We start from the raw sequence: 21,057 nt of genomic DNA, 5'->3' as shown, positions 1-21,057 counted from the left end.
CGGGCACTATACTCGGGATGAGATCTGATGCAAGTTTTTTCGTGTTTTTTTTTCACATTTCGCACTCTACAGAACAAAATACGCACGGAATGTCTACTTTTTAAACTTTATCGGTGTGGTAAAGAAAAATAACTTAACTAAATATGTTTACACGTTTCATTCCCATTTTGGGTTTGCTATTGTGCATTTCATATTGGACTGTGGGTTGCATTTGGGTGGTGGAGCATGAACTTAGGATTAATAAAGGTAATAAATATGCTATCGGTGAAAAAATGGTTGGCAGTAAATAAATGGATAGTCACTGGTATCTTTTTTTCATTGTTGGCGGGATGCCAAACTCACCCAACAGATAAAGGTCAACAATATAAAGATGGTCGTCTTGTTGAAGACTTACAAAAAGTTAATCAGGTCAACGTTCAAGGGAAACCAATAAATGCACCTGACTTTAATCAGCAAGTAATTGAAATTCAAAATGCATCCCCTCGTTTATTCCAAAACAACCGTGATACCTATCATGCGATTGAAAACTGGTTAATGGCTGGCGGGAACCCCGCAGAGCTCGCTAGTTACAATTTATCGGCATTCCAAATGGAAGGTGCTGATAACTACGGAAACGTTCAATTTACTGGGTATTACACACCTGTCATTGAAGCAAGACGCACTCCTCAAGGGGAATTTCGCCATCCATTATATGGAATGCCAACAAAAGGAAAATCACGATTACCTAGTCGGGCGGCTATCTACAATGGTGCTTTGAGTAATAACCTTATTCTGGCTTACAGTAATTCCGCTGTAGATAATTTTATGATGGAAGTTCAAGGTAGCGGTTATGTGGATTTTGGTGATGGCAGCCCGCTGAATTTCTTCGGTTATGCAGGAAAAAATGGCCACGCGTATAAAAGTATCGGGAAAGTTCTCGTTGATCGTGGCGAGGTGCCATTAAGTCAAATGTCCTTACAAGCTATCCACGATTGGACAAATAGCCATAGTGAGCAAGAAGTTCGTCAGTTATTAGAGGAAAATGCCTCGTTTGTTTTCTTCAAACCACAATCTTTTGTGCCCGTAAGAGGCGCAAGCGCAGTTCCATTAATCGCAAAAGCGTCAGTCGCATCAGATAAAACCTTGATCCCTGCAGGAACGGCATTATTGGCGGAAATTCCCGTTTTAGATGGCAATGGTAAATTTACGGGGCAATATGAAATGCGTATGATGGTTGCTCTGGATGTAGGGGGGGCGATTAAAGGTCACCACTTCGATATTTACCACGGAACAGGCCATGACGCAGGCAAAATGGCAGGTTTTTATAACCATTATGGACGCGTTTGGGTGCTGAAAAAGAGTCAGCCCCTTTTTGGTGCAATGTAATTACCGTTTTAACTAAGGTCGTTTGTTATTATGCAAACTAAACTTTCAGATGCTTGGATGCAGCGTTTTGCTGGGATCGGGCGTTTATATGGGCAACAAGCCCTTCATCTTTTTGCGCGTTCCCATGTCTGTGTCGTTGGTGTGGGTGGTGTTGGTGTGTGGGCTGCTGAGGCGCTTGCTCGTTCGGGGATTGGGACTATCACCTTAATTGATATGGATGATATTTGCGTCACCAATACTAACCGTCAATTACATGCAATTAAATCAACGGTTGGCTTTCCGAAAGTTGAGGTGATGAAAGCACGTATTTTGGACATTAATCCAGAATGTGTGGTGAATGTGATTGATGATTTCATCACTGTCGAAAATGTCGCTCAGTACTTCAGTATGGGCTTTGATTACGTTATTGATGCCATTGATAGTGTTAGGCCTAAAGCGGCGCTGCTGGCTTATTGTAGGCGCTTTAAAATCCCTGTGGTCACAACAGGTGGGGCAGGTGGCCAAATTGACCCAACACAAATACAAGTAGTAGATTTGGCGAAAACCATTCAAGACCCATTAGCGGCAAAGCTTCGTGAGCGTCTAAAGTCAGATTTTAATGTCGTCAAAAATGGTAAAGGTAAGCTAGGGATTGATTGCGTGTTCTCCACCGAGCAACTTGTTTATCCGCAAAGTGATGGCACTGTCTGTGCTGCAAAAAGTACAGCGGAAGGTTCTAAGCGAATGGATTGCGCATCCGGCTTCGGTGCTGTAACCATGGTTACTGCCAGTTTTGGTTTTATTGCCGTGGCACATGCGTTGAAAAAAATGATGGCGAAAGCTCAAAGGGATGTGGAAAAAAATCATTAAGCAGTGAAGAGGCTATTGCGATAGATAGCCTCTTTCATGAATTAGGCTGGTGTCATTTCATTAGCAATATTTTGAATTGCTGTAATTAATGATTGAATCCCATTTTGACGTGATTCACTAAGCTGGTTAGGTAAACCTGTTTGCTCTAGTAACTCATTAAAATCAAGCTCCGTAATTTCCTTAGCAGTTTTCTGTTCAATAGCCGCTAATAAAATCGCAAAAAGTCCTTTTACCACACGCCCTTCACTATCGCCATAGAAGTGGAAGGTTTCATCATCATTAATCAGCGCACCAATCCATACGCGATTTTCGCATCCTTTGACTTCTTGAGTTTGTTGTTTCTCATCGTCAGTTAATGCAGGTAACTGTCTTGCCAATTGGATCAGCAAACGGTATTTATCTTCCCATGCTTTGTGTGCGGAAAACTGTTCAACTATTTCCTGAATTCCAATCTCTGTACCAAAAGGGTGCGGAGCAAGTTCATATTTAGTCGAAGTCATTAGGCTTCCTTTTTATCTTTAGTATTAATTTAATCATTGAGTATTGAAAGTGAGAGTGTGACCGCATGAACCAGCTTATCAATATCTTGCAGGTTATTGTATGGCATCACAGAGATGCGTATGCAGCCACTAATATTCAAGGCATCCATTAAAGGTTGAGCACAATGCTGACCATAGCGTAATGCAATATGTTGCTCAGTCAAGAGCACACCTAAATCGCTATGGTGAATACCTTCAAAATTAAATGAAAGTAAAGGTGAATTAGGCACACTATAACCAATAAAACCGGGAATGCGTGAGAGTTTTCTATTGGATTGTTCGATAAGTGAGCAAGTATAAGCTTCTGCTTGTACTAAATCGATAGATTGAATCCACTCAAGAACCGCTGAAAAAGCAATCACACCGGCAATATTAGGCGTGCCAGCTTCGAAACATAGGGGAATTGGTGCTGGCGTGAAACCTTCAAAGGTCACCTCGGTCAACATCTTTCCTCCGCCATGCCAAGGTGCCATTGCTTCTAATAATTCTTTTTTCCCATAACAAACACCAAGGCCTGTTGGGCCATAAAGTTTATGGGCGGAAAAAACATAAAAATCGATATTCTCTGTGCCCACATCAACAGGGCAGTGTACAACGCCTTGTGCGCCATCAACGATAACCAGAGCACCTATTTGATGGGCGAGATGAGTGATGGCCGATAAGTTAGGCTGGAAGCCTGTGACGTTCGACATCTGTGTAATAGCTATGGCTTTAGTTTTATTATTCAGCAGTGACTTTAGTGTTTCTAAATTGAGTGAGGCATCTTGTTCGATGGGCCACTTTATAATTTTAGCACCCGTTTGCTTAGCGACTATCATCCAAGGTAATAAGTTTGAATGGTGCTCTGTTTCGCTGACTATGATTTCATCGCCTTCTTGTAAAATAGGGCGGAAATAACTCTGAGCAATTAAATTAATTGATTCAGTTGTACCACGCGTCCAAATAATATTGCTTTCGCTGGCGGCATTGATAAGTTTTGCCGCTCGGATACGGCCTTGCTCATAATCACGAGTTAACTTTAATGACTCGGGGGATTGACCACGGTAAACCGAACTACCAGATAAGCGGTAGTAATCATTTGAAGCCTCAATCATTACAAGTGGTTTCAACGCCGTTGCCGCACTATCAAAAAAGAGTGTTGAGGAATTTATCGCAGGAAATAATTGGCGAAATGAGGTAGCACTAAAATGATCCATGGTTTTTTTCTTTTTAGTCAATATTATCTGTGTTATCTGACAGTTGTGAATGTTGTCTACAGAAATGTACATTTATCCGTACATTATTGATTATTTTTTGATTAATTTAAACTTGTGATTTTCAATCAAAACATTGAAATATTTTGTTACGTTTGGTATTACTTATTAGCAATATCAAAAATAAATTTTTTAGGGTGATTCGGCGTGTTGCACTACAAAGTAATCCTTTTTATTTGCGAGTTCTTTTTTAGAAAGCATAAACTGAATTATTTTCAGGAATTATCTTAAATATCTAACTTAAAGTTTTTTCGGTACACTAGTAATTATCTATAGCTATTTGTATTTACTAAGTTAAATTGTTTAACTGTCCTAAGTAGATACCAGTAAAAAAAGCAAAAAAAAGCACCGCATTTTGGCGGTGCACTATAAAAAATCACTATGGACAGACAGGGTAAATGTACAGGAAGTGAAAAAAACAGTAGCAAAAGCTACAAAGTCTGGTTCAACCAGACAACTTGCAAACACAACATCACAACCACAAAGCCAAAAGTTTCAAAGTAACTAAACTCTGTAACTTTTCGTTCCGGCTTAGGAAGTGCGCATACTATAGGTATTTACTGGCAGATCCTCAAGGGACAAATTATAATGCTTCGGATGAAAAAAACTAATGCATAACGAGATGCCGAGTAGAAGTGATTATGTCTAAAAGATTACCGCCACTGAATGCCCTAAGAGTGTTTGATGCCGCAGCGCGTCATTTAAGTTTTACTAAGGCAGCAGAAGAATTATTTGTGACTCAAGCCGCTGTAAGTCATCAAATGAAAAGTTTGGAAGACTTCCTTGGCTTGAAGCTATTTCGCCGACGTAATCGTTCATTACTGTTGACGGAAGAAGGGCAAAGTTATTACCTTGATATTAAAGAAATATTTTCTTCTTTAAATGAAGCAACACGTAAGTTGCAAGCGAGAAGCGCCAAAGGGGCACTTACGGTGAGTTTATCACCCAGTTTTGCTATCCAATGGTTGGTGCCTAGGCTTTCAGGGTTTAATCAAGCTTATCCAGGTATTGATGTCCGTATTCAAGCGGTTGATAGAGAAGAAGATAAACTCGCAGATGATGTGGATGTCGCCATTTTTTATGGGCGAGGAAATTGGTCAGGCCTAAGAACGGATAGGCTGTACGCGGAATATTTAATGCCAGTTTGTGCTCCGTCATTAATGATGGGGGATAACCAATTAAAAAATCCAGAAGACTTAGCTAAGCATACGTTATTGCATGATTCCTCACGTAAAGACTGGCAAGCGTATGTCAAGCAGCTAGAGTTACAGAATATCGTCAATGTGCAGCAAGGACCTATTTTTAGCCATAGTGCGATGGTTATCCAAGCGGCAGTACACGGGCAAGGTGTTGCATTAACCAATAATGTAATGGCAAAGAATGAGATTGACGCAGGGCGATTAGTTTGTCCCTTTAGCGAGGTGTTAGTTAGTAAAAATGCGTTTTATTTAGTCTGCCAAGAAAATCAGGCAGATTTAGGAAAAATAGCTGCATTTCGCCAGTGGATCCTTGCGCAAGCAGCGAGTGAACAAGAAAAATTGGGCTTTATTACGGGTGACCAAGATGTGGCGCTTATTCAGTAATCAAGTATTTAAACAAAAGGTGTTACTGTGAATAGTCGTTTGATGTTAATTTTCGCTGGAATTAGTGGCTTTTTTACCGTTGCTTTTGGGGCTATTGGTTCTCATGCGTTATCGTCAATCATGAGTGTCCATCAAATGGACTGGATTGAAACTGGATTACGTTATCAGATGTTGCATACGGTTACCTTAATGGTGCTGGGAGCAATTTTATTACGTAAAGTGATCCTGTGGTTTTATTGGTCAGGTGTTTTTTTCTCTGTTGGGATACTTCTTTTTAGTGGTAGTCTTTATTGTATGGCCCTATTGCAGGTAAAATACTTTTCTTATTTTACGCCAATAGGGGGAGTTTGTTTCCTGATTGGTTGGTTGTTAGTAGTTATTGGCGCTATGCGTCTAAGGAAATCGGCGTCACGCAATGAGTAATAAGATTGCACTTTATTGTCGACCAGGCTTTGAAAAAGAGTGCGCAGCAGAGATTACAGATAAGGCTGGGCAAAAAGAAATTTACGGTTTTGCCCGCGTAAAAGAAAATAGTGGTTATGTCATTTTTGAGTGTTATCAAGCAGAAGATGCGGATAAGCTCGCGCGTACGTTACCTTTTCGTGAGTTAATTTTTGCTCGCCAGATGATTGTGGTTGGTGATTTATTAAAAGACCTGCCACCCGAAGACCGCATTACCCCGATAGTCAACGCGCTAAGTCAGCAAGTGGCAAGAGCTGGCGATGTCCGTGTCGAAGTGGCGGACACGAATGAATCAAAAGAATTGATGAAGTTTTGCCGTAAGTTTACGGTACCTTTGCGTAATGCACTGCGTAAAGAAAAAATTTTACTTCCCCTTGAGAACTTCAAGCGCCCAGTGATCCATGTGTTTTTCATCGCACCGGGTTGTTGCTACACTGGTTATTCATATACCAACAATAGCTCGAACTTTTATATGGGTATCCCGCGTTTAAAATTCCCATCAGATGCGCCAAGCCGTTCGACGTTGAAGTTAGAAGAAGCTTTTCATGTCTTTATCCCTTACGAAGAGTGGGATGAACGTCTTGCGAGCGGAATGAAAGCTGTCGATTTAGGTGCTTGCCCAGGTGGCTGGACTTACCAATTGGTGAAACGCAGCATGATGGTTCATGCGGTTGATAATGGCCCGATGGCAGAAAGCTTGATGGATACAGGGCAAGTTACTCATCATCGAGTGGATGGCTTTAAGTTTCAACCGTCATCACAAAATATCACATGGTTAGTGTGTGATATGGTTGAAAAACCAGCCAAAGTGGCTGCATTGATGACAGATTGGTTAGCCCAAGGTTGGTGCCGTGAGGCGATATTTAACCTAAAACTGCCAATGAAAAAGCGCTATGAAGAAGTTTCACACATCTTAGAAAAGATGCAGGTGCAACTGAAGGAACGAGGCATAAATGTGCTCATTCAGGCTAAGCAGCTTTATCATGACCGTGAAGAAGTGACTGTGCATGTGATGCGTGTTTGGTCAGCAAACCCAATGGCGCGTGAATTCTATTAATTCATCAAGCCAATTAAGAAAGGCCACTCATTAACTAAGTGGCCTTTTTGTTTTCATTAGTTGGTTATATAACGTAGCTGATTGAGATTACCTTGTAGCGCAATATCCGTTCTTAATGTGGCAATATCGCGGCAGATCAATGCAATTTCCCGTTGATTAATTAGCTTTTTCTGCCATTTTCCTTCAAGTTTATCTAAATTCGCAAATAAATTTTCGATAGAGTGATATTGCTGCAATAGCGTTGTTGCACTTTTCTGACCAATACCCGCAACACCTGGAACTTTACTACTACTTATTCCGGCAAGCCCCCAATAATCAGGAAGTTGCTCTGGGGAAACGCCAAATTCTTTTTCAATAAAAGGGATGTCTAACCAGCGCTTTTGAAAATAATCGCGAATTCGCAGATTAGGTGAAAGCAGTTGGCAATAACCTTTATCCGTAGAAACGATGGTCACTGTATGCCCAGACCCTGCGATCCGTGTTGCTAAAGTGGCCGCTAAATCATCCGCTTCATCCCCTTCAGATTGCCAGCAGTGAATGCCTTTTTCAGTAAATAAAGTCATTAATGTGGGGAGCTCAGCATGCAAATCTTCAGGCATCGGTGACCGGCCTGCTTTGTAATCAGGCAGCTTTTCATGGCGCCAGCTTTGGTGGCGGCCTTCTTCGTCAAACACTGCCACAATATGTGTAGCATCTGTATGGGTAATCAATTGCGATATTGCAGATAAACAGGTTTCTCCACACGGGCTTCCTTGCACCGCGTGGATACGGCGTATTAAATTTAATGCATCAATAATTAATAAGTGGATCATAAATACGCCATCACTGATTTATTTCACGATTTCATAGCAAGGCTCGTATGCAGTTCCACCCGGTAATTTCATACGATGTTGCTCAACAAAGCCTTGTAATAGTACATCCATACGCTTCATAAGCTCGCTATCGCCGTGAATTTTGAATGGACCGTGTTTTTCAATCGCTTTCATACCAAATTCTTTCACATTACCCGCAACGATACCGGAGAAGGCACGGCGTAAATCTGATGCCAGTTTCTCAGGCGCTTGGCCCGGATGCAGGTTTAGTGATGCCATGTTCTCATGAGTCGGTTCAAACGGGTGCTGTAAGTCGTGTGCAATTTTGATTGACCAGTTGAAACTGTATGCGTCACCTGTGCTACGGCGATTTTCTTTCACTTGTGGCATGCTTCTTTTCATCACACGCGCCACTTCTTGAGCATCGTCGATAATGATCTGGTAATGTTTGCTCGCATCATCGCCTAAAGTGTGCCGGATAAAATCATCGAGTACTTCAAAGTATTCCGCGCTCTCTTTCGGGCCGGTTAAAATAAGCGGCAGAACCTGCTCTTTATTGGCCGGATCCATCAAGATCCCCAGTAAATACAGTAACTCTTCGGCAGTACCAACCCCGCCCGGGAAAATAATAATGCCGTGACCCAAACGAACAAACGCTTCTAAACGTTTTTCAATATCAGGCATAATAATTAATTCGTTAACTAATGGGTTAGGTGGCTCAGCCGCAATGATAGAAGGTTCGGTTAAGCCGATAAAACGGCTATCTTTGTACTGTTGCTGTGCGTGACCAACAGCAGCACCCTTCATTGGGGCTTCCATTGCACCCGGCCCACAGCCCGTACAGATATTCAGTTCACGCAGGCCCAGTTCGTTACCGACTTTACGGCCATATTGGTATTCAATCTCATTAATTGAGTGACCACCCCAACAGACTATCATGCTTGGGTCATCATCAATATGTAATGCGCGAGCATTACGTAGGATGGAGAAAATCATATTGGTGATGTGTGTACCATTTTCAGTATCAAAATGGAATTGCTCTTTGGCTTGGTTAATTTGCGCGTGAACGAACAAAATATCGCGTAAAACTGCAAATAGATTCGCTTGCAAAGTGCGAATAATTTTCCCATCAACAAACGCTTTTTCTGGCGGCTCGATAAGCTCAAGTTTTACACCACGTTCGCGGCGTAATACGTTAATATCAAAGTCTTTACTTTTTTCGAGTAACTCTTTACTGCTATCAGTAAGACTTCCTGAATGCAAAACCGCTAATGAGCAGTTTCTAAATAATTGGTATAAATCGCTACTTGCGGTGCGTTTAAGCATGTCGACTTCAAGTTGCGAGAGTAGATCCATAGATCCTAATGGACTGATATGCGTAATCAAGTAGTACTCCTTTACCCCATGGGTTCTTGATAGGTGAATTGTACTGCAAATGCATTAGCGCATTTACTTTTCAACTGTTTTTCAAGCATTTTTTAACTACATGCGTACTTATTGGCGAGCTAAACGCCCAATGTCAGGTTCAAAGCTTTCATTGCTACGCCATGGGTTAATATCAAGTCCCCCGCGGCGAGTATAGCGCGCGTAAACACTCAGTTTCTCGGGCTTACACAACTGCATAATATCGTTAAAGATCCGTTCTACACATTGCTCATGAAACTCATTATGGTGGCGGAACGAAACCAAATAGCGCAAAAGTGCTTCTTGGTTGATTTTAGGGCCATAATAGTGAATTTGTACAGAGCCCCAGTCAGGTTGATTTGTAATCAAACAATTCGATTTTAATAAATGACTGACTAATGTTTCTTCAACAATCTGTTCTTGGGTACATCCCGTTAGATAGTCACGATTAAACTCGTACTGATCAATAGCAATATCTTGCTCATCAATGCACTGCCCGCTAAATGGGCTGATTGCTTGATGAGAAAAATCGTCTAGCTTATAAAGTGTAACGTCAACTTTGCCATTAGCACAGTGGCTTAAATCATTTTGCAAAACGCTTCGCACATTTTCCCAAGTTTCAAAGCGAGTTTGATTAAAACTATTGAGATACAGCTTAAAACTTTTCGACTCAATAAGGTTTTCACTTGTTGCATTCACACTGATTGAACCAATTGCAACTTGGGGGACGCCACGTTGGTTTAACCAAGAAAGTTCATATAACGTCCAAATGTCGGCACCATGGAATGGAAGCGCATTTGCATGAATATCCAGAGGATCACGGTTTAAACTCCTTGGGACGGGTTGCAGCAGCGAGGGATCGTACTGATCGTGATACGCCGTTTTTTTTCCAAGGGTTAAATTGTCAAGTGCGGGATTATTCTGGTAGTGTGACATAGTGATCCTTATACTTCATAAACAAATGAGGCTAAAAGGCTGAATGAGTACATTTTATTCGCCTGCAAACATCTGTCATAATACCATTTATCCATCATATTGACGTCTTTCAATTTAGGCTATCCGTAAAAATTACGTAATTATGAATACAATACTCTCTCAAGCGTTACTGCGTTTTACTCAAAGCTATATTTCAGCGTGGGAACAACAAACGGGGTTACCACCTGCGTCCGTTGATTTATATGGTATTCCTTCTCCTTGTGTTGTAAGAACAGGGGAAAACTGGGTCTATTGGGAGCCTCAACCATTCCCAATCAAAGGTGCACATTTAAATAAAGTCGCTACGGCATTGGATATCAGTTTACAAGACGATATTCATCATTTTTATACCACTCAGCTCGCTGGGGATATGAAAGCCACATTTCGTGATATTACCGTAAGCTTGGTGCAAGTCTGGAATGAAGAGGATTTCATTCGCTTACAAGAAAATCTAATTGGGCATTTAGTGACGCAAAAACGTTTAAAATTATCGCCAACCCTGTTTATTGCCACAATCGACTCTGAAATTGAAATGATTTCTCTGTGTAATCTGACGGGGGAAGTGATCCTAGAGAAATTTGGCAGCCAAGAGCGACGAGTGCTTTCGCCAAATTTAGCGAGTTTTATTGAAGAATTGCTCCCCGTTGTTGAGCCTCAGGGGTAAGTATTCGAGGATAAATGATGTAAGCCAAGGCTTACAATTTGGTTAAGTAATTTCTCAAGGTTATTTAATTTTATTAAAATGATTATTATTTAACTTTTAATTTCATGGCGTTACTACCCAAAGTGGTAATACTGCTTTTTAAAATCAATTTTTGTTTGCTTAGCTAGGTTGTTTCATTAATAGATTTAATACATTCTTATGCCGCTGGACAGGGTAAGTTCGTTTAGCTTTTTATACATCGTAATGTATAAAAAATGAAAAAACAAAGCGATGGACTGCTTGATAGGCAGGAACAACCTATTAAATTGTTTTATTCAACAGGATGTTGAGCGACAGGATGTCGTTTTGCAGGATGCATTAGAATTTAAAATGTGAAGTTAAGCCAGTCGATCTCATCTGGGGCGGCTGGCTTTTTTGTCACTTTAGCGCATTCCCAAAAGGTCGTTAATGCGTTGCATTTGCACTGAGTGATGCAACAATCTCTTGGCTCATCGCATCACGGAGCGCTTCTCGCCGACGAAATTCAGCTCGGCGCTGGCTTTTGACCGATTCGATATCGCGAATAGGTTCTTGCAGTGGAAGCTGGTACCAACCATCCGAGGTGAGTGTTGCATTACATTCTTGCCAAAAGGTATCGTAGCTTGATTTTAAATGCTGGCTCTTAATGTGGCTATTGTTTGAAATACCTTGGATAGATGTTACTTTGAAATAAGCCGCAACTGCATAAACAGCAGACATTAATAAGTTCTTTGGTCTCATTCCATGCATTTGTTTGGTGATTAGGCGAACTTGCTCAACGCTTTGGTCGGTTGATGGCCCTTGCAGCGAGCAAACATAGAGTTGTCCTTCAGGCCCAAAAGAAAAACTCATTAAATAGATATCATCACCGGTTTCATTACGCAGATGTAAGGTGAGATCGCCTTCTCTTGGGTATTGGGAGTAAATCAAGGTGAGCTGTGCAAAATCGCCCGATTTCAGCTCAATATTTGCAACGGTTAACCCCTCACGTTTTGTCGAAAACATTTTTTCAATGGCTTCTGGGCTAAAGGTTTTTTCAATTAAATCCAGCGTGTAGTTTGCTGTCAGCAACTTTTGCTTTCCACTCCATGTTTTATGTAGGTATTTATTAATTGGGCGCTCAATAAAATGGGGAACTCCATCAATTGCAGAGGCAAGCCGAGCACTTTGATATGCCTGACACATATTTTGGTATTGTTGATATTGCACTGAAGGAAGGTTCGCTACGCGAATTTTTCGTTTGAACTCGACATATTTGCCACTGAAGGCCTTCCATGCCTTATTTTTCTTGCGCCACTGCTTTAGTAATCCCATAGATAGACCATTTTATTGTTAATTATTTCGCTAAAATTCAATTAAAAAAACATTTCATTTTATGTGCATGTACCCTAACAAAACATCAACGAAACTTATTGAGTTGCACGTGTTTGAACAAAAAAATTCAATAGAAATAAATAAGCTTGTATATAAAGCAGAACAACCCCATTTATCCGACAGAATCATTGGCAAAATTACAGTATATTTCGCAGCATAAAGACTAAAAGGTTTAAATATGAATACAGAACAACGCATTATTGAAAAGCTTCGTCATCTTGAAGAGGAAATGAAATTAAAATTATTGTGGCGTGAGCATCCACCTGAACAAGATGCGTTTAAAAGCGTAGAGCCATTTTGTATTGACACAATGGAAGCGTTGGAATGGCTCCAATGGATCTTAATTCCGCGTTTACAAGCGATTATTGACCAAGGCGGCACGCTACCAGCAAATTTTGCTATCGCACCGTATTTTGAGGAAGCGTATAAGCATGATGAAGAAGAACAATACGTGGTTATTATCCAGCATTTACGTGAGCTAGACCGCGTTTTTTCGATTAAATCAAATGGGTGATTGATGTTAGAAATCATTTATCAAGATGAATACATGATTGCGGTGAATAAGCCTGCAGGTATGTTAGTTCACCGCAGTTGGTTAGATAGCAAAGAAACTGTTTTTGTCATGCAAACACTGCGTGACCAAATTGGCCAGTATGTTTATCCCATTCATCGCCTAGATAGGCCGACATCCGGTATTTTATTATTTGCTTTATCGAGTGATGTCGCGAGGCTGCTTGCTGCTCAGTTTGAAAAGCACCAGCTAGAGAAAACCTACCATGCAATTGTTCGGGGTTATCTAACAGATGAGCAAACTATTGACTACCCGTTACTGGAAGAGTTAGACAAAATCGCAGATAAACATGCTACTCGGGAACCTGTACTGCAAGAGTGCATTACCCATTGCCACCCGATTGCGACGGTGGAATGCCCTGTGGCTATTGGTCGCTATGAAACCGCACGATTTAGTTTAGTGGAGTTAACGCCAGAAACTGGGCGAAAACATCAGCTTAGGCGGCATATGTCTCACTTACGACACCCAATTATTGGGGATAGCAAGCATGGTGATTTACGACAAAACAGAGGCGTTACTGAACATTTCGCAGTCTCTCGGCTGATGTTGCACGCAAGCCAATTAAATTTAAGTCATCCTATAACAGAAGAAAATATATCGCTGGTTGCACCTTGGGATGCACAATGGGTATCACTGATTGAGCAGTTTGGGTGGTCAGCACAAGTCGCTAATTTAGATATAAAAGTTATCAAACCATCAGTGTAAATTAAATTTAGAGGGAGAAACTATGTCAAAAGTAGGCATCTTTGTAGGCACTGTCTATGGCAACTCTTTGGCTGTGGCAGAAATCGCACAAGAAATCTTAGAGGAACGAGGGCATGAAGTGGTTGTCTTTGACGAACCTACTCTAACTGATTGGCAATTGTACAATTCAGGTAATGAAATTGCGTTAATCGTGACTTCCTCTACAGGGCAAGGTGACTTACCCGACTCCATTGCACCGCTTTTTAATGAGATCAATGATGTTGTAGGCTATCAGCCTGATTTACGTTATGGGTTAATTGCATTAGGTGATAGTAGTTATGAAAGCTTTTGTGGCGCAGGGTTACGTTTTGATGAAGTGTTGACAGAGCAATCCGCCACGCGTATCGGCGATATCCTTTTTATTGACGCTATTGAAGTGGATGTCCCTGAAGAGTTTGCAAAACCGTGGGTTGAAGCGTGGAGTGAATTACTTTAAGTGCCTGCACCGTGGAATAGCCCTTTTCGAGACGGATTTAGGTCATTTCACGGCGCAGTGAATTATCTGGCTGGTAAATTATTTACGAGTCAGCTTTTCCAAGTCAGCTTCGATTTCTGCAATTTTGTTTGAAACAACGTGTTCTAAGTGACGTAAGTCATCAAGAATTTTGTGTTTTAAATCAATGTCAGTTTTATCTGTTTGGCAAATTTGGTCAAGTTCTTCAATAGCATAACGAAGGTTAGTATTGATCTCGTGTATTTCTTTGAAATTATTCCCCCCATCCGCGATGGTTTTACGCTGGCGTGGGTATTTGAATTTGACGCTTTTGGCAAAAAACTCCCCTTTGTCTTTACGGAAATAAATTTTCAAAATATCGTTATTTGCTTCTTGGCGTAGGGTATAGCGGTCAATATCCTGAGGGTTACTAATGCCTAAACTTTTCAAATTATCGTACATGTTAGCTCGCTTAACTGTAGAGACAGAGTCGGTGAACAAAATAATCGTGTGAGCAGGCCGTAATAATACCGGTCTATTTCTCTTTTATTGTGCTATTGACCTAAAGACGTAAATAATATTAAGCCATTACGTAAATAGCATCATGATAATGAAAAATAAAATAATACAGTTTTATTGATGGTAAACGGCAAAAGCCACGAACATATTATGCGCGATTTCTTGAAATTGACCAACTTCTCTTTGCAATAAACCGCGAAAAGAAAAAGGCGATATGGGGAAAGATAGGGGAACTTGGCCACCCGAGCTGCATACAGAGTATGCATTTCGGGATAGCTTCGTTTTACCAGATTACCGCTAACTAATTCAAAAACAGCAGTAAAAGGTTAAGGGGGTAAACTGTTAGAAAATTAGTTATTCATCAATACTTCTTAATAATTCATTAATGCCAACTTTTCCGCGAGTTTTTTCATCCACTTTTTTGACGATCACTGCGCAATATAAGCTGTAACGGCCATCTTTCGACGGTAAATTACCCGACACAACGACAGATCCTGCTGGAACGCGGCCATAAAAAATTTCACCCGTTTCACGGTCATAAATTTTAGTGCTTTGCCCCAAGTAGACGCCCATGGAAATGACTGAGCCTTCTTCGACAATCACGCCTTCGACAACTTCAGAGCGTGCGCCAATAAAACAGTTATCTTCGATAATAGTTGGGTTAGCTTGTAAAGGTTCTAGCACACCACCAATACCCACACCACCTGATAAATGTACGTTTTTACCGATTTGCGCGCAAGAGCCCACGGTTGCCCATGTATCGACCATTGTCCCTTCATCGACATAGGCCCCAATGTTCACATAAGACGGCATAAGTACGCTATTTTTGGCGATATAAGCACCTTTACGAACTGCTGCTGGTGGTACAACGCGAAAACCTTCTTTTTCGAAGCGTGCTTGGTCATAATCAGCAAATTTCATTGGGACTTTATCGAAATAACGACTTTCAGCACCGTCAATCACTTGATTGTCTTGGATACGAAATGACAGTAAAACGGCCTTTTTTAACCATTGGTGAGTAACCCACACACCCGCGATTTTTTCGGCAACGCGTAGTTTACCGCTGTCTAACAGTGCGATAGTGTCTAAAACAGCTTGCTTAATAGGTTCTGAAACTGTGTTTGGCGTGATGCTAGCACGGTCTTCAAATGCGTTTTCAATGATCGTTTGTAAATGCTGCATTGATAGTATTTCCCTCTTGAATAACATAAAAGTGAGCGTTCACACATAAAAATGTGGTGAACGTTATATTTTATCCTTCGATTTTAGGGCTTCTGTCAACCTTTCTGATAAAACTTGTTGCATATTTTTATCGAGCGCTTTGTGTTCTTTATCCGCTAACACAAAGAAATCCTCTACTTTTTCACCAATTGTGGTGATCCTTGCGCCGTATAACGAAATATCGAGTTGTGCAAAAATATGGCCAATTCGTGCCAGTAAACCCGGTTGATCTAACGCGAATAATTCCATGTAGGTGCGGCGCTCATTGGTGGAGTGCAAAAAATTGACCTTAGTGGGAACGGTAAAATGGCGTAGTTTTGCGGGCAATGTACGCTGTTTCGGTAGGGAAATTTCAGGTTGCTGTACCGCGAGTAACAACATTTTCCGAATGTGATCATAGCGGTCTTTGGCGAGCGGTGAGCCATTTGGTTCGAGTACCACAAATGTATCCATCGCCATATTGTCTTTGTTGGTGAATATTTGAGCGCTGTGAATACTTAAGTTGCGGCGATCGAGTTCACTGGCCACTGCGGCAAATAAATGCGATTTATCATGGCACCAAATAAAAATTTCTGTTCCACCGTGTTTCGGTTGCGTGCTGATTAACACTAATGGTTTAGTTAGGTCATGATTTAACAAGTTTTTTGCGTGCCAAGCGAGTTGTGATGGCGTGTGGCGTAAAAAATAGTCTGCGTGGCAGCGTGACCACAGTTTTTGCAGTTTCTCTTCATCAATAGCAAGAGGGCGAAGCAGAGATAACGCTTGATTTCGGTGATGGCGAATGCGCTCTCGTAAATCTGGCGTGCTTTGCATGCCTTGGTTGAGTTGGTGCTCTGTTGACAAAAATAGCTCACGAATTAAGCTCTGCTTCCAACTATTCCACAAGGTGCTGTTGGTGGCGCAGATATCTGCAACGGTTAAACACATCAAATAATTAAGTCGAGAAACCGATTTCACCTCACTTGCAAACTGCTTGATAACATCAGGGTCTTGAATGTCTCGGCGTTGAGCGGTAACCGACATCAATAAGTGGTTTTTGACAAGCCATGCGGCAAGCTCTGCTTCTTTTATTGATAAATCATGCAGTAGTGCAAAGTCATACACAAAATCAGCGCCTAAGTCAGAGTGATCCCCTGAACGGCCTTTGGCGATATCATGGAAAATAGCTGCAAGGCGTAAAATTTCAGGTTGCAGCAGTTTAGGATAAACACTGACACACAATGGGTGCTCGCGGCGGTTTTCTTCAAGCGTAAAACTGTCGATTTTTTGTAAGACTCGGAGGGTATGCTCGTCAACCGTATAAGCGTGGAATAAGTCAAACTGCATTTGCCCAACAATGTTGCTCCATAACGGCGTATAGGCACTAAGCACACTGTGCAAATGCATGGGGACAAAAGCGCCTTTAATTGCTCGCGGGTGGCGAAGAATTTTGAGGAACAGCTCGCGTGCTTCAGGGATTTCACATAGTGGCACGCTTAAGTTTCGTCGTGCAAAGCGCAGTAGACGCAATGTTGTAGAATAGATACCAGTGATATTTGGATAGCGAGCCATTTGGTAGAACATTTTTAAAATAGCGGCGGGCTGGTTAATAAACAGGTTTTCATCAATCACATCAATTAGTGTGCCGCGTAATTGGAATTGTGAATCAATTGAGCGCGGCTTTTCATTAGGTTTAAGGGTTAAAATAGCTTCATCAAATAGTTGCAATAGCATTTGATTCAGCTCCCTCACGCGGCGAGTCACCCGATAAAAATCTTTCATCATGCGCTCTACAGGTTGATTTTTCTCACCCTCGTAGCCTAATAAGCGCGCTACACTAAATTGGCGATCAAACAATAAGCGATTATCGTGGCGTTTCACCACCAAGTGGAGCGCAAAACGAATTTTCCATAAGAAAGTGAGGCATTCTTTCAGCTCTTGGCGTTCTTCTTCAGTTAAAAAACCAAAACCGACCATTTCATCGACGGTTGTCGCACCAAAATGGCGTCTTCCTACCCAAAGTAGGGTATGAATATCCCGTAGGCCCCCAGGGCTGCTTTTAATGTCAGGCTCTAAATTATAGCTGGTGCTGTGATAGCGCTGGTGGCGCTCTTGCTGTTCAGCAATTTTGGCAGCAAAAAAGGTCGCTGATGGCCAAAAGCCGTCACTAAAAATGGTTTTTTGTAGTGACAAGAAAAGGGCGATATCACCGCAAATAAGCCGAGACTCAATTAAATTGGTTGCTGTTGTTAAATCAGTATTTCCGGCTTCGATGCATTCAGCAAGAGAGCGGACGCTGTGCCCAATATCGAAACGTAAATCCCACAGTAACGTGATAAATTGGCCGATTTTTGCGGCGATATCCTCAGAAACGGGTTGTTTACTTAGAATTAAGATATCAATATCAGAAAGTGGGTGGAGCTCATGTCGCCCATAACCTCCGACAGCGACAAGAGACATATTCGCTTGTTTGTCGAATTCGAAAGCCTGCCACAACCTTGTCAGTAATGCATCAAGGTAGTCACTGCGAATGTGAATCAAATCAACCACATCTTTACCTTGATTAAAGCTGTCCTCAAGCCAACTGTCAAAATCATCAACATGTTGCCTTAAAGCAGCGAGGTCAAGGTCGTGGGCAGTGAAGTGGTTTGGAGCGAGATACGTTGCAGAGGATGCCGTCATCTTTATCTTTCCGTATTGATAGCCATAAAGAAACTATGACCAGCTTACGGTTTTTTGTGAAAGATGAACAGAGAAAGAACCCTCTTAATTGAGGGGGCTTCAGACTGCTGACAAGCCGATTAGGGTTGGCCGCAGGTTGGATAGGTTTTGAAAAAACAAAGGAATATCAATTTATTGATTTTCGGCTGATAACACAAAGCAGGAAAAACCACGTTTTTATCCTGCTTTGTCAGCAACCCTAAGAACCCTCTAATTGAGGGTTATTGGGGGAATTTATTCGTTGACTAAAACGGCAGAAATAAAGGGTTCTTCTTCTTTACGCAGAGTGAGAATTTCACAGCCGTTATCTGTAACAACTAACGTGTGCTCATATTGCGCAGACCAGCCGCGGTCTTTGGTTTTCACCGTCCAACCATCTTTCATAGTACGAATACGGTGGTCGCCAGTGTTGACCATAGGTTCGATGGTAAACGCCATCCCTTTTTGCAGAACAACGCCGCTGTCATCGGCATCATAGTGCAACACTTGTGGCTCTTCGTGGAAGCCTTCACCAATACCGTGTCCGCAATACTCACGAACCACGGAAAAGCTTTGTTTTTCAACAAATTCTTGAATAGCTTTACCGATAGTACGCAGGCGAATGCCCGGTTTAACCATGCGGATCGCCAAATACAGGCTTTCTTGGGTGACTTGGCACAAGCGTTCGCCTTGAATTGTCGGTTTTCCAACGATAAACATCATGGATGTATCGCCGTGGAAGCCTTCTTTAATCACCGTCACATCGATATTAACGATATCACCGTCTTTTAGAATTTTGTCATCACTTGGAATACCGTGGCAGATAACATCATTGACGGAAATACAAACGGATTTTGGGAAACCATGGTAGTTCAGGCAGGCAGGGATCGCTTGTTGTGCATCAACAATGTGTTGATGGCAAAGTCTATCCAGTTCACCCGTGCTCACACCCGGTACCACGTGCGGTGCAATCATTTCTAATACTTCGGCTGCTAAGCGGCCAGCAACGCGCATTTTCTGAATATCTTCTTCAGTTTTGATAATAATAGCCATGAGTTCAGTCCATTCATGCCAGCAATGATTGATGACATGTTAAAAATGAGAGGTTGAAAATGGGTTTTTGAGACCATTTTTTAGCATTAATGACACTTATGGTAACAGCCACCGCATTTTCTGCCAACCTGCTATCGAAAGGTTCGAGAGTTGAAGTTGCTATTAGGATAGGGGAACAGAGGCGAGTGCCTTGTTCATTTTGAGCTTCTCACCGCACAAATTGCAAAAATATGAGCTAGGCGAATGAGTACCCATCATAAAAATAGGGCTTTTTCATCTCATCAAAAAAGGTCTATAATTAATGGGATGCAAATCCTGCATCAGATAGGCGAAATGCGACCCATAAAATCCGTTTTTTTGTCATTTTTGTGAGCGAAAAAATCAACAAAAGTTGGCTTCTAAGTTGGTTTTATGGTATAAAGCGCGCCGGCAATCCATATTATTTCTTCTCATCTTCATTAAAATGTCAATTTATGACAGCAAAATGAGGTTTCCTGAAAAGGAAATTGGATTTGCGAAACTTAAACTCAATTGTGTATAACACACACGAATCGACACGTGCGCCGGGGTGCTCTTATGCGTTTAGACGCAGCTTTAGAGTCGGTAGTATGGGATTCGTGGAGGCATAACCCCAATTACTTAAATACAGAGGTATTAAATGGCAACTGTTTCCATGCGCGATATGTTACAAGCGGGCGTTCACTTTGGTCACCAGACTCGTTACTGGAACCCAAAAATGAAACCTTTCATTTTCGGCGCGCGTAACAAAGTTCATATCATCAACCTGGAAAAGACTGTTCCAATGTTCAACGAAGCTCTGGCTGAGTTGACTAAAATTGCTTCTCGTAAAGGCAAAATTCTGTTTGTTGGTACTAAACGTGCTGCAAGCGAAGCCGTTCAAGAAGCTGCTAACAGCTGTGACCAATATTTCGTTAACCACCGTTGGTTAGGCGGAATGTTGACTAACTGGAAAACTGTTCGTCAGTCAATCAAACGTCTGAAAGATTTAGAAGTTCAATCACAAGACGGTACTTTTGACAAACTGACCAAGAAAGAAGCGCTGATGCGTACTCGTGAACTGGTTAAGTTAGAAAACAGCTTAGGCGGTATCAAAGATATGGGCGGTTTACCTGACGCTCTGTTCGTTATCGATGCAGACCACGAACACATTGCTATCAAAGAAGCAAACAACCTGGGTATCCCAGTATTTGCTATCGTTGATACTAACTCTGATCCAGATGGTATTGATTTCATTATCCCTGGTAACGACGATGCAATCCGTGCAATCAAACTGTATCTGGGCGCTGTAGCAAGCACCGTTCGTGAAGGTCGTTCGCAAGATCTGGCTGTTCAAGCAGAAGAAAGCTTAGTAGAAGCTGAATAATAAGGTTTTATCCTTATTAACAGGTATTGCTATACAGGTACTGCTATATGTTAGAAGGGGCCTGACTTAGGCCCCTTTTATATATGAATCAGAACTAT

The 21,057-nt window shown here is 41.6% G+C and carries 20 protein-coding genes; 10 read left to right on the top strand and 10 right to left on the bottom strand.

Annotation, left to right across the window (positions count from 1 at the left end):
• The first annotated feature begins 255 nt into the window (after positions 1–255).
• Complete coding sequence (mltA, locus tag ABWP91_RS18235; RefSeq protein WP_353244437.1) at positions 256–1,365, top strand: murein transglycosylase A; 1,110 nt, start codon at positions 256–258, stop codon at positions 1,363–1,365.
• A 30-nt stretch (positions 1,366–1,395) separates the two neighbouring features.
• Positions 1,396–2,214 (top strand): tRNA cyclic N6-threonylcarbamoyladenosine(37) synthase TcdA, encoded by an 819-nt coding sequence (gene tcdA / locus ABWP91_RS18230; protein ID WP_353244436.1) that lies wholly within the window; start codon positions 1,396–1,398, stop codon positions 2,212–2,214.
• 41 nt (positions 2,215–2,255) lie between these two features.
• Here tcdA and csdE read toward each other — a convergent pair whose 3' ends face one another.
• The gene (csdE, locus tag ABWP91_RS18225; RefSeq protein ID WP_353244435.1) at positions 2,256–2,714 is read right to left on the bottom strand and encodes a cysteine desulfurase sulfur acceptor subunit CsdE; all 459 of its coding nucleotides are present in this window, start codon (positions 2,712–2,714) and stop codon (positions 2,256–2,258) included.
• Between the two features lie 29 nt (positions 2,715–2,743).
• Positions 2,744–3,949 (bottom strand): cysteine desulfurase CsdA, encoded by a 1,206-nt coding sequence (gene csdA, locus ABWP91_RS18220; RefSeq protein WP_353244434.1) that lies wholly within the window; start codon positions 3,947–3,949, stop codon positions 2,744–2,746.
• A 698-nt stretch (positions 3,950–4,647) separates the two neighbouring features.
• On the opposite strand from csdA, the gene ABWP91_RS18215 reads away from it, so the two are divergent.
• From ABWP91_RS18215 to rlmM, 3 genes are read left to right on the top strand one after another with little or no spacing between them, the layout of a single operon-like run.
• Positions 4,648–5,589, top strand: a complete 942-nt coding sequence (locus ABWP91_RS18215; RefSeq protein WP_353244433.1) for a transcriptional regulator GcvA — start codon at positions 4,648–4,650, stop codon at positions 5,587–5,589.
• A 27-nt stretch (positions 5,590–5,616) separates the two neighbouring features.
• Complete coding sequence (locus ABWP91_RS18210; RefSeq protein ID WP_353244432.1) at positions 5,617–6,012, top strand: DUF423 domain-containing protein; 396 nt, start codon at positions 5,617–5,619, stop codon at positions 6,010–6,012.
• Entirely contained in the window at positions 6,005–7,108 is a 1,104-nt protein-coding gene (rlmM, locus tag ABWP91_RS18205) for a 23S rRNA (cytidine(2498)-2'-O)-methyltransferase RlmM (RefSeq protein WP_353244431.1), read from the top strand. Before ABWP91_RS18210 ends, rlmM begins: the two co-directional genes overlap by 8 nt.
• 56 nt (positions 7,109–7,164) lie before the next feature.
• On the opposite strand, the gene xni is transcribed toward rlmM, so the two are convergent.
• The 3 genes from xni to queF all read right to left on the bottom strand — a co-directional run bounded on the left by xni (position 7,165) and on the right by queF (position 10,260).
• The gene (gene xni, locus ABWP91_RS18200) at positions 7,165–7,920 is read right to left on the bottom strand and encodes a flap endonuclease Xni (protein WP_353244430.1); all 756 of its coding nucleotides are present in this window, start codon (positions 7,918–7,920) and stop codon (positions 7,165–7,167) included.
• An 18-nt stretch (positions 7,921–7,938) separates the two neighbouring features.
• Positions 7,939–9,306, bottom strand: coding sequence for a nucleotide 5'-monophosphate nucleosidase PpnN (gene ppnN, locus ABWP91_RS18195; protein WP_353244429.1), 1,368 nt, complete (start codon positions 9,304–9,306; stop codon positions 7,939–7,941).
• A gap of 108 nt (positions 9,307–9,414) precedes the next feature.
• Positions 9,415–10,260, bottom strand: coding sequence for an NADPH-dependent 7-cyano-7-deazaguanine reductase QueF (gene queF / locus ABWP91_RS18190; RefSeq protein ID WP_353244428.1), 846 nt, complete (start codon positions 10,258–10,260; stop codon positions 9,415–9,417).
• Positions 10,261–10,402: 142 nt separating this feature from the next.
• Between queF and syd the strand changes: the two genes are divergently transcribed.
• A complete protein-coding gene (gene syd / locus ABWP91_RS18185; RefSeq protein ID WP_353244427.1) occupies positions 10,403–10,963 on the top strand; it encodes a SecY-interacting protein in 561 nt (186 codons plus the stop codon).
• 444 nt (positions 10,964–11,407) lie between these two features.
• Here the strand turns inward: syd and ABWP91_RS18180 are convergent, their stop codons facing one another.
• On the bottom strand, positions 11,408–12,295 hold the full coding sequence (locus tag ABWP91_RS18180) for a DUF535 family protein (RefSeq protein ID WP_353244426.1): 888 nt from the start codon (positions 12,293–12,295) through the stop codon (positions 11,408–11,410).
• Between the two features lie 238 nt (positions 12,296–12,533).
• Between ABWP91_RS18180 and ABWP91_RS18175 the strand changes: the two genes are divergently transcribed.
• The 3 genes from ABWP91_RS18175 to ABWP91_RS18165 are packed head-to-tail and all read left to right on the top strand — an operon-like array spanning position 12,534 to position 14,106.
• A complete protein-coding gene (locus tag ABWP91_RS18175) occupies positions 12,534–12,869 on the top strand; it encodes a YqcC family protein (RefSeq protein WP_353244425.1) in 336 nt (111 codons plus the stop codon).
• Positions 12,870–12,872: 3 nt separating this feature from the next.
• On the top strand, positions 12,873–13,631 hold the full coding sequence (truC, locus tag ABWP91_RS18170) for a tRNA pseudouridine(65) synthase TruC (RefSeq protein WP_353244424.1): 759 nt from the start codon (positions 12,873–12,875) through the stop codon (positions 13,629–13,631).
• A gap of 22 nt (positions 13,632–13,653) precedes the next feature.
• A complete protein-coding gene (locus tag ABWP91_RS18165; RefSeq protein ID WP_353244423.1) occupies positions 13,654–14,106 on the top strand; it encodes a flavodoxin in 453 nt (150 codons plus the stop codon).
• Between the two features lie 78 nt (positions 14,107–14,184).
• Here the strand turns inward: ABWP91_RS18165 and ABWP91_RS18160 are convergent, their stop codons facing one another.
• From ABWP91_RS18160 to map, 4 genes are all read right to left on the bottom strand, one after another.
• Entirely contained in the window at positions 14,185–14,565 is a 381-nt protein-coding gene (locus ABWP91_RS18160) for a DUF3461 family protein (RefSeq protein WP_047755916.1), read from the bottom strand.
• Between the two features lie 411 nt (positions 14,566–14,976).
• On the bottom strand, positions 14,977–15,804 hold the full coding sequence (dapD, locus tag ABWP91_RS18155; RefSeq protein ID WP_353244422.1) for a 2,3,4,5-tetrahydropyridine-2,6-dicarboxylate N-succinyltransferase: 828 nt from the start codon (positions 15,802–15,804) through the stop codon (positions 14,977–14,979).
• 63 nt (positions 15,805–15,867) lie between these two features.
• Complete coding sequence (gene glnD / locus ABWP91_RS18150) at positions 15,868–18,504, bottom strand: bifunctional uridylyltransferase/uridylyl-removing protein GlnD (RefSeq protein ID WP_353244421.1); 2,637 nt, start codon at positions 18,502–18,504, stop codon at positions 15,868–15,870.
• Between the two features lie 273 nt (positions 18,505–18,777).
• Positions 18,778–19,575, bottom strand: a complete 798-nt coding sequence (map, locus tag ABWP91_RS18145) for a type I methionyl aminopeptidase (protein WP_353244420.1) — start codon at positions 19,573–19,575, stop codon at positions 18,778–18,780.
• Between the two features lie 658 nt (positions 19,576–20,233).
• Here map and rpsB point away from each other — a divergent pair.
• A complete protein-coding gene (gene rpsB / locus ABWP91_RS18140; RefSeq protein WP_219244390.1) occupies positions 20,234–20,959 on the top strand; it encodes a 30S ribosomal protein S2 in 726 nt (241 codons plus the stop codon).
• Positions 20,960–21,057: the final 98 nt, after the last annotated feature.

It is taken from the genome of Providencia sp. (assembly GCF_040396775.1).
In the GTDB taxonomy this organism is placed as follows: Bacteria; Pseudomonadota; Gammaproteobacteria; order Enterobacterales; family Enterobacteriaceae; genus Providencia.
The sequence above is the reverse complement of the archived record's forward strand: the minus strand, read 5'-3'. Positions and strand labels throughout refer to the sequence as shown.